Annotated in this window: 6 protein-coding genes and 2 pseudogenes; 3 read left to right on the top strand and 5 right to left on the bottom strand. The window is 68.5% G+C overall.

All coding sequences use genetic code 11. The annotated features are described in order from the left end of the window. Positions 1-153 precede the first annotated feature (153 nt). Positions 154-709, bottom strand: a pseudogene (locus tag ACWC0C_RS47740) (helix-turn-helix domain-containing protein). A 238-nt stretch (positions 710-947) separates the two neighbouring features. Here ACWC0C_RS47740 and ACWC0C_RS47735 point away from each other — a divergent pair. Then, positions 948-1,457: a SigE family RNA polymerase sigma factor gene (locus ACWC0C_RS47735; RefSeq protein WP_449201695.1), complete on the top strand. Its 510-nt coding sequence runs from the start codon at positions 948-950 to the stop codon at positions 1,455-1,457. Between the two features lie 60 nt (positions 1,458-1,517). Beyond that, positions 1,518-2,231, top strand: a complete 714-nt coding sequence (locus ACWC0C_RS47730; protein ID WP_450871442.1) for a hypothetical protein — start codon at positions 1,518-1,520, stop codon at positions 2,229-2,231. Between the two features lie 240 nt (positions 2,232-2,471). Here the strand turns inward: ACWC0C_RS47730 and ACWC0C_RS47725 are convergent, their stop codons facing one another. Further along, the gene (locus ACWC0C_RS47725) at positions 2,472-3,713 is read right to left on the bottom strand and encodes a serine/threonine-protein kinase (RefSeq protein ID WP_450871440.1); all 1,242 of its coding nucleotides are present in this window, start codon (positions 3,711-3,713) and stop codon (positions 2,472-2,474) included. Positions 3,714-4,483: 770 nt separating this feature from the next. On the opposite strand from ACWC0C_RS47725, the gene ACWC0C_RS47720 reads away from it, so the two are divergent. Further along, positions 4,484-4,837, top strand: a complete 354-nt coding sequence (locus tag ACWC0C_RS47720; RefSeq protein WP_450871438.1) for a hypothetical protein — start codon at positions 4,484-4,486, stop codon at positions 4,835-4,837. Positions 4,838-5,485: 648 nt separating this feature from the next. On the opposite strand, the gene ACWC0C_RS47715 is transcribed toward ACWC0C_RS47720, so the two are convergent. From ACWC0C_RS47715 to ACWC0C_RS47705, 3 genes and pseudogenes are all read right to left on the bottom strand, one after another. Further along, the gene (locus ACWC0C_RS47715; RefSeq protein ID WP_450871443.1) at positions 5,486-5,974 is read right to left on the bottom strand and encodes a DUF4872 domain-containing protein; all 489 of its coding nucleotides are present in this window, start codon (positions 5,972-5,974) and stop codon (positions 5,486-5,488) included. A gap of 129 nt (positions 5,975-6,103) precedes the next feature. Beyond that, a pseudogene (locus ACWC0C_RS47710) lies at positions 6,104-6,431 on the bottom strand (BtrH N-terminal domain-containing protein); the annotation flags it as partial. A gap of 347 nt (positions 6,432-6,778) precedes the next feature. Next, positions 6,779-7,021: a DUF3761 domain-containing protein gene (locus ACWC0C_RS47705; RefSeq protein WP_449201691.1), complete on the bottom strand. Its 243-nt coding sequence runs from the start codon at positions 7,019-7,021 to the stop codon at positions 6,779-6,781. Positions 7,022-7,494 lie beyond the last annotated feature (473 nt).

Below are 7,494 nucleotides of genomic sequence, written 5' to 3'. Positions count from 1 at the left end.
TGATGATCGCTGCACGAGACGCGTTCCCCACCACACGGCCATGATCGACGATCAGGAGCTCGACGTCTCCCTGCCTACCGTGCACGAGCTCGTAAAGGGTGTTGCACAAGGCTGGGCTTGGGCAGGTCAGAGCCCGTGAGCGAGGCCGTCTGCTCATGACGCGAGGGCGTGGTTGTGCATGTGGGTAACGGCCTGGACCGCGTGATGGAGACCGTCACCGTGCTGCCGACAGTCGCGGAGAGCGTTTGCGGTGCGGCACCGCCATCCCGCAGTTGAGATAAGCACCGTCACCGTATTTCCCGGCGCCGGACGGGCTGCCGCAATCACCGGCCGCGTGTCCGCGTCCACGATGACCTGCACGTTCACGGAGAACCGGTAGTTGCGGCTGGAGGCAGCCACAGCCCGGTCACGGACCGGGATGAGTGTGCCGTCCACGATCCACACCCGCTCCGGGGCATCGGCCGGGCAGGAGACGGGCTCCAGCGCGAGCAGCGGTCCCAGCCGCTGGATGACCCGGGCACACCATGGAGGAGGAGACGCCGAACAGTGAGCCCAACTGCCGCATGGTCAGGTTCGTGCGGTAGCACACCGCGACCACCAGCGCCGGCTCGGCCAACGGCAACGACCACGGCCGGCTCCGCATCGTGCCGTTGCCGCCCCGCTCCCGCACCACCTTCAACAGACGCGCGAACTCCGTCACCTGGGTCAAGCGGCTGACCGGATCGGTACGACGCGATCTCGGTGCGGGAGAATTGCGTGCACGGTTTGAAGGGGCGGGGCTGGAAACGGAGCGACAGCCACAGGGCCTGTCGCGACCCTACTCAGGCCCGACGACAGCGTCGCGGAAGGGAAGTTCGCCTGAGGCGGCAAGATTTCTGCTTCTCCGGGTGGGACGTAACCCTGCAGCCACAGCGTCTTCAGAGTGTGGACGACGAACAGGACCTCGGATGAAGCGCCGGTACGAAGAGGAATTCATGGCGTTCGCCGCTGCGCGATCCGCACCTCTGTTCCGCTCTGCGTGTGTGCTCACCAGCGGTGATGTGCACCTCGCGGAGGACCTGGTGCAGGACACGCTGGGCCGGATGTATGCCAACTGGCGCAAGATCGCGCAGATAGACGACCCAGCGGCGTACACCCACACCGTCCTCGTGCGGACGTACTTGTCCTACCGCCGCCGGCGCAGCAGTTCCGAGCAGCCCACCGACACCCTGCCGGACTCCGGTGCCGTCACCGAGCACGACGCCACGCTGCGGGTCACTTTGCTCGACGCTCTCGGCCGGCTCTCCGCCCGGGACCGGGCCGTGCTGCTCCTGCGCTACTGGGAGGACCGCAGCGTCGAGCAGACCGCCGAGATCCTTCAGGTCCGGCCGGGCGCGGTACGCAACCAGAGCATGCGCGCGCTCGCCCGCATCCGGGACCTGCTGGGCCACGACCTGTCCGAGCTCGTCAGCCCCTGACCCCGGTCCGCGGCACCTACCTCGCCCTCTGCACCGACTCCCGAAACGCGGTGACCCGCCATGCCCGTTGAAGAAGACTTCACCGAAGCCCTCCGCACCACCCTCCTGTCCTTCGAGCCGCCCAGCACCCCGTCACTTGTGCGGGCCGGTGTCCGCAACGGCCGGCGCAGGCGCCGCCGCCGCGCCACGGCCGTCGGCGTGAGCGGAGCAGCCGTACTCGCGCTCGTCGGGCTCGGCGCGGCGGTCGTACCCGGACTGCTGTCCGACGGGGGAACAGCCGACCACACGCTCGCCGGTCCGGCGGCCTCGTCCACAACCGGCTCGGCCACGGCATCCGCCACCCCGAAGCCGACCTTCACCGGCACACTGCCCGCCGAACGCGCCCTTGCCACCCTGACCGCGCTGCTGCCGACCGGCCTGACTCATTCGAGCCCGCCCGGCGGCTGGCAGTCCGGGCAGCTGTGGGTGGACGACGGGCATGGCAAGTCGCTGCTCGAGGTGCACGTCTCCCGGCAGACCTCCACCGCCGCGATCCGCAGCCACGTCTTCGCCGGTACGACACCCCTGGCCGACGGCACCCTGATCAAGACCAGGCAGGCAGCACCCGGACCAGGCCCCGGGCACCAGGCGGTGAACGTACTGCACCCTGACGGGCTCTACGTCACCATCATGGAGTGGCAGGCACCGGGCCAGAACGCCCCCTCGACCCGTACCACGCCGGCCCTGACATTGACCCAACTGCGGGCCATCGCAACCAGCTCGCAGTGGCAGTAACGCCCGCAGCGGCCAAGCGGAGGGCCGACACGATCACGGCGGGCAGCTCACCTCGGCGTTCGACGACTGTCTGGCCGCGCCCGCGCCGGCAGCACTGATCGGCCTTCAGGCGCGAAACGACATCGCGCGGGCGCCGCGGAGCCGGTACGGCTCCCTGGTCAGGTGTCCCTCGAAACGAGCCGCACCCAAGCTGGTTCCCTCCGCCTGCCCTGACGGGTGTACGCGGCGTCTCCCCGCGGCTCAGCCGCCGGAGTGCCGTTGCCGCCCTTTTCCTCCTTTGCGGTCCGTGTGCTTGCCTGACCACTCGCCGCCCTTGTCGCCACCGTGCGCCGGCCCGGGTGACGTCCTGGCGGACGGAGGGACAGGCGATGGCGTGGTGGCCGGGGTCCGACCGGCGGGTGTCGATGCGATGCGCGTGGGTGAGGGAGGGGCCGGAGACGTAGGCGCCGTGGCGCCGGAGTTGAGCGAGGCTCCGAGGGCGGTGGCCCCGGCGAACAGCGCGAGGCCGACGCCGGCGAGAACGGCTTTGGAGGCCAGTTTGCGGCGACCGCTGGGGCGGGAGTGTGTGCCGGCGCGGGGTTCACCGGCGTGCGGGGTCGGTGCCGGTGGGATTGCCGGGGCGGGCATGAGGGTGGTGCCGTCGTGCTCGGCCGGTCGTGCTGTCCCGTTCTGCGCGGCGAGCCAGGCGGCTGCCTGCTCCGCGGTGGGCCGGTGGGCCGGGTCCTTCGCGAGCATGTGCAGCACGTAGTCGGAGAGCGGTTGCGGGATGCCGGGGCGCAGGCGGTCGGGGGGTGCTGGTGTGGCACTGACGTGCTGCTGGACCACGGCCAGTGACGTGGCTCCGCTGAACGGAGGTTGGCCGGTGAGCAGTTCGTACAGGACACAGCCGAGGGAGTAGACGTCGGATGCGGGCTGTGCGGGACGGCCCAGCGCGCGTTCGGGAGCCAGGTAGTCGGCGGTGCCGATGATCTTGCCTGTGGCGGTCAGGCTGCTGGCGGCTTCCTCGGCGAAGCGTGCGATGCCGAAGTCGGTGATCTTCACCGTGCGGTCGGTGGTCAGCATCACGTTGGCGGGTTTGACGTCCCGGTGGACCACTCCCTCCTCGTGTGCCGCGGACAGGCCGGCGGCCGCCTGTGCCGTGATGGCCGCCGCCTCGGCCGGGGGCAGGACGCGGCGCAGGGAGCGTTCCTGGGCCAGGTTCCAGCCGTCGACGAGTTCCATGACCAGGTGGGGCTGGTCATGGTGCGCGCCGAAGTCGTACATGCCGACGACGTTGGGGTGGTTGAGCCGTGCCGCGATCTGTGCCTCCAGGCGGAATCGATCGGCGTCTTCCGCTTCCTCGGCATGCAGCAGTTTGACGGCCACGGGCCGCCCGAGGAGGTGGTCGCAGGCCCGCCACACCTCGCCCATCGCGCCGCGTCCCAGCAGCTCCTGCAACTCGTAGCGGTCCGCCAGCAGACCCTGCACACCCACCCCGATCATCGCGTTGCTCGTCGTTCCCCCCGGGGCCCGGTGGTTCGGTTTGCGTTCGTTCGGGTCCCGGTTGCCCAGGCCGACGCACACTCCCTCGCGACCGGACGCCGTGGTGCGCCTGGGGCAGGCAGGTGACGGGGGATTCACCTGCCTGCCCCTCATTGCGCGACCACCCGCTCGGAGTTGGGGGCGAGCAGGTGCCACGAGGCCCCTGGGTCGCTGGGCCCACTCCTACAGCGCACTGGAGTGCCGGGCCGTCACACCTGGGGGCCCAACGCCTGCCACATGGCCTTCCGAGCTGGGAGAGCAGGGGCAGGCCCGGCACGGGGGGAACCGAACCTGCCCCAGCACATCGGCGCCCGCAAAGCCTCCCCCCGGAGGATGGGCGCCATGACCCCGCCCGGGGTCACTTCCAACAGCGCGCCGCAGGTCAGGAGTGTCACGGGGAGACGGGAACGGTTGCGAGACCGACAACTCCGTGAAGAAACGCCCTGGAGTCCTTCGTAATCTGGTCACGAATTACACGAACACTGGCGACCGGAGACTGTGACGGCACCCGAATCACACTCCTCCATTTCGTCCGGAAAATTGCCCTGGCGTGTGAACATGCGGGTAAGTGCCTCCATAGGCGGCCATATTTGGGACATCGCAGAGGTCGGTGTAACGCTGTGGTGCATGCGCAACGCAGGAGTAGGGAGAAGCGGGGTACCGGACCGGCTCGATCTGGGTGCCCTGACGCAAGCCCGCAGACACGGCACTACGTCAGATCGGATATCTCTGTGAGAAACATCGACCCGGTTCCCGGATACCAGGCATACAACGAGCCGCCGAGCCCGGACCGCTCTCTGCACCGTCAGGCCACCACACGGCGTACGGCCATCACCATCTGCACGATCGCCGACATCGCGGCGGGCCTGCTGGGCCTGTGGATCCTGCTGTTCCTGCTCGACGCAAACCGTACGAATGTGTTCGTCGAATTCGTGCGGGGCACAGCGGGCTGGCTGTCCTGGTGGTCACAGGACATTTTCACGATGGACACCGAGGGACTACGCGTTGTCCTCAACTACGGTCTCCCGGCCGTCATCTATTTGCTGATCGGCCACGGGATCGCTGTCCGGCTCAACCGAGCCTGACAGTGGACCGGCCTCTTTATTGATCGCCATGAAAGCGGGCCGACCATGACACACAGCTCCACTCGAAACGATCGCTTGCCGATCTATGAGGACCTGATGCGCGAGCGGGGCGACGTCGTCGCAGAAGCACAACGCGCCGCGGAACACACACAGCACCGGGCAGCGGAATTGCTGACCGGACTGGATACGGTTCAGCAAGCCCGTCGTTGGGACGGCAGCAACGGAGCTGCTGCGGCTGGGCGGCCGGAGTGGCGCGGGTCGCCGCCGTAGGGGGCCTCGTCGCGGGTACGTCCGCGTGTCCCGTCCTCACTCAAGGACCAAGCCGTCCACCCCCAGACGGAGCCGACGTCACGTCGAACCAGGAAGACCGGAACACCCAGATGGCTTACTGCTCTTCGTGCCGTCGGCACCTCAACGGCGCACTGGTGTGGCCCGGGTGCGGCCCCTACGACCCGGACATCGCCCCGCCCGCCGTCGACGGCCTCTGAGCCAAGGCCGATACGGCGCTCACCCTCATCATCCGCGGCTGCGCCCGGTGTCTGCTGAATGCGGCCGGGTGCACGTATCGGTGATCTTTCCGGAGTCCACCTCCCCGACCTGGACGAGCTACGGGGACTCGGGTTCTGCGCATGACCTGCTGGTCAGGCCCTAGAGCAGGCTGAGGGCTTGCATTGCAGCACGTTCGATACGTGAGAGCTCGTGGAGGATGGTGCCGGCCTGCGTGAGGTTCTTCGCGTCGCCGGATTCGCCTGCTGTCGCGAGGAGCGCGGCCACCTGTGTCCAGAGGGTGGCGGCCTCGGTGTACAGGGTGTGGCCGCTGCGCAGGTGGCTGCTGTTGATCAGCTGGGCGCACTCGGCGAGGAAGTCCCGGTAAAGATTGCGGAACAGGGCGCCGCCGGTGCCGGCCTTCTCCATGAAGACGGCGGTCCGTGGCAGGTCTTCCTGCGGATTGTCACTGCGCTGCAGCCACTTCGGCACATGCTTGGCGGCCTTCTCGATGCCCCGGTGGCCCAGGTTCGCGATGGGCGGGTTCAGGAAGGCGTCGGCGCAGGTCCTGATCGCGGGGATGATCCGGTCCTGCGGTGGAGTCGGGCTGCTGGGCGCTGTGATGGTGAAGGAGCGGTGCTTGGCGGTCATGGGGCCGCGTGCGGCCCTGGCTCTGGCTAGACCGGCGAGACTGGTGGAGACGGCTCCGCCCTGCGGGTCGGTGTCCACCAGGTAGGCGTCCTGTTCGTCGTAGCCGTACATGGCCACGACGTGCCCACCGAAGTGCACCTTGGTACTGAAGTAGTCCAGGTGGTAGCTGTCGAGTTGTAGCCCGACCGGCCGACCGGCGTCGATGGGTGCCGCCACGTTCTGCCTTGCGCGGGGAGGTGGTCTCTTCGACCCGCAGCTCGAGCCCGAGGGCGGCGGCCAGGTTCCTGGTGAGTTCGAACGGCTTGACCCGGCCTCCCAGGAAGGGAAAACCCATGGCTTTGCTGTCCCAGTAGATGAAGGACAACCCGGAGCCGAGCCCGAACAGCATGGGCTCGGACAAGTCGAGTCCCTCGTGCCGCAGTAGCACGGCCAGCGCCGTCGTCTCGCAGTGCTGCATGCCGCGGACGTCGATGTCTTTCACCATGGCCGTGCCGCTCACTCTCTCCTCCTCACCGGCCGGCAACGCTGCGGACGGGCGTGCCAGACCACCGCGTCCCGGGCATGTTCAGGCGAACAGGACCTGGACTTCGCTGTGTTCCGAGTACACCGGCTCCGACGCCGCGGCTTTGCGCAACGACCGCGGCCGCTTCGTCGGCGCCGTTTCCTGGGGCCGCGACCGTGACCACCGCAGTGGACACCGGCACTGACATGCTGGCCGAACGTCAGCTGGCGCCGGTTCGAATTCACGGGCGCGCGGGTCGCCCTCTCCGGGTGCGGAGAAGGCGACCCGCGGTGTGTGGCGGGCTACTTGAACCAGTAGCGGACGCCGTGGTGGTGGGAGCAGGTGCCCTGCGAGTGCCGCGAGTACGACAGCGAGGCGTCCACGCACTTCGCGGTCTCGTACTTGTCCTTGGGCTTTTGGTGGTGCGTCCAGCCGCACACGCCGGTGGTGTGCTGGATGCAGTGGTGGGCGGTGTTGGTGGACGGCAGTGTCGCCGCGGACGCGGCCGGTGCGCTGAAGAAGACACCGGCCAAGGCGACAGCCACCGCTGAGATGGCAAAACGAGCGCGCAAAGGAACCCCCCTTTGGAGTCGTGCAAGTGCTGGGGGACTCTATCCGGGTTTCAACCGCTTGCATGCCGCTTTGGGAAGACTGGACGCTACGGCGGGCCGCGGGGCCCGCGCGATGGAACGGAGCCGTCGCGACTCGGTTTCCGCAAAGAGCAGGGAGGGCCGACCGTTAGGCGTCGCGTCAGGAGACGAGGGCTGCGCGTTCGGCGCGAAGTGGCGGGCCTGGGCGCCCCAGTCGTGGTCCACCGTGACAACACAGCGGCAGGCGTGCATGGATGACCAGACCCCGATCCATGACGCCGGGCCTGAAGAGATCGCCCGTATCGCCGCCGACTACCCCTCGGCGCGGCGACCTAACGACCTCGTGCACGGTTGGCCGTGGCTCGGCGCCCGGGTTACTCGTTGAACTGGGCATGATGGGGGTTGGGGCACGCGAGTTGATCGTGGCG

Source organism: Streptomyces sp. NPDC001709 (assembly GCF_053596375.1).
The sequence above is the reverse complement of the archived record's forward strand: the minus strand, read 5'-3'. Positions and strand labels throughout refer to the sequence as shown.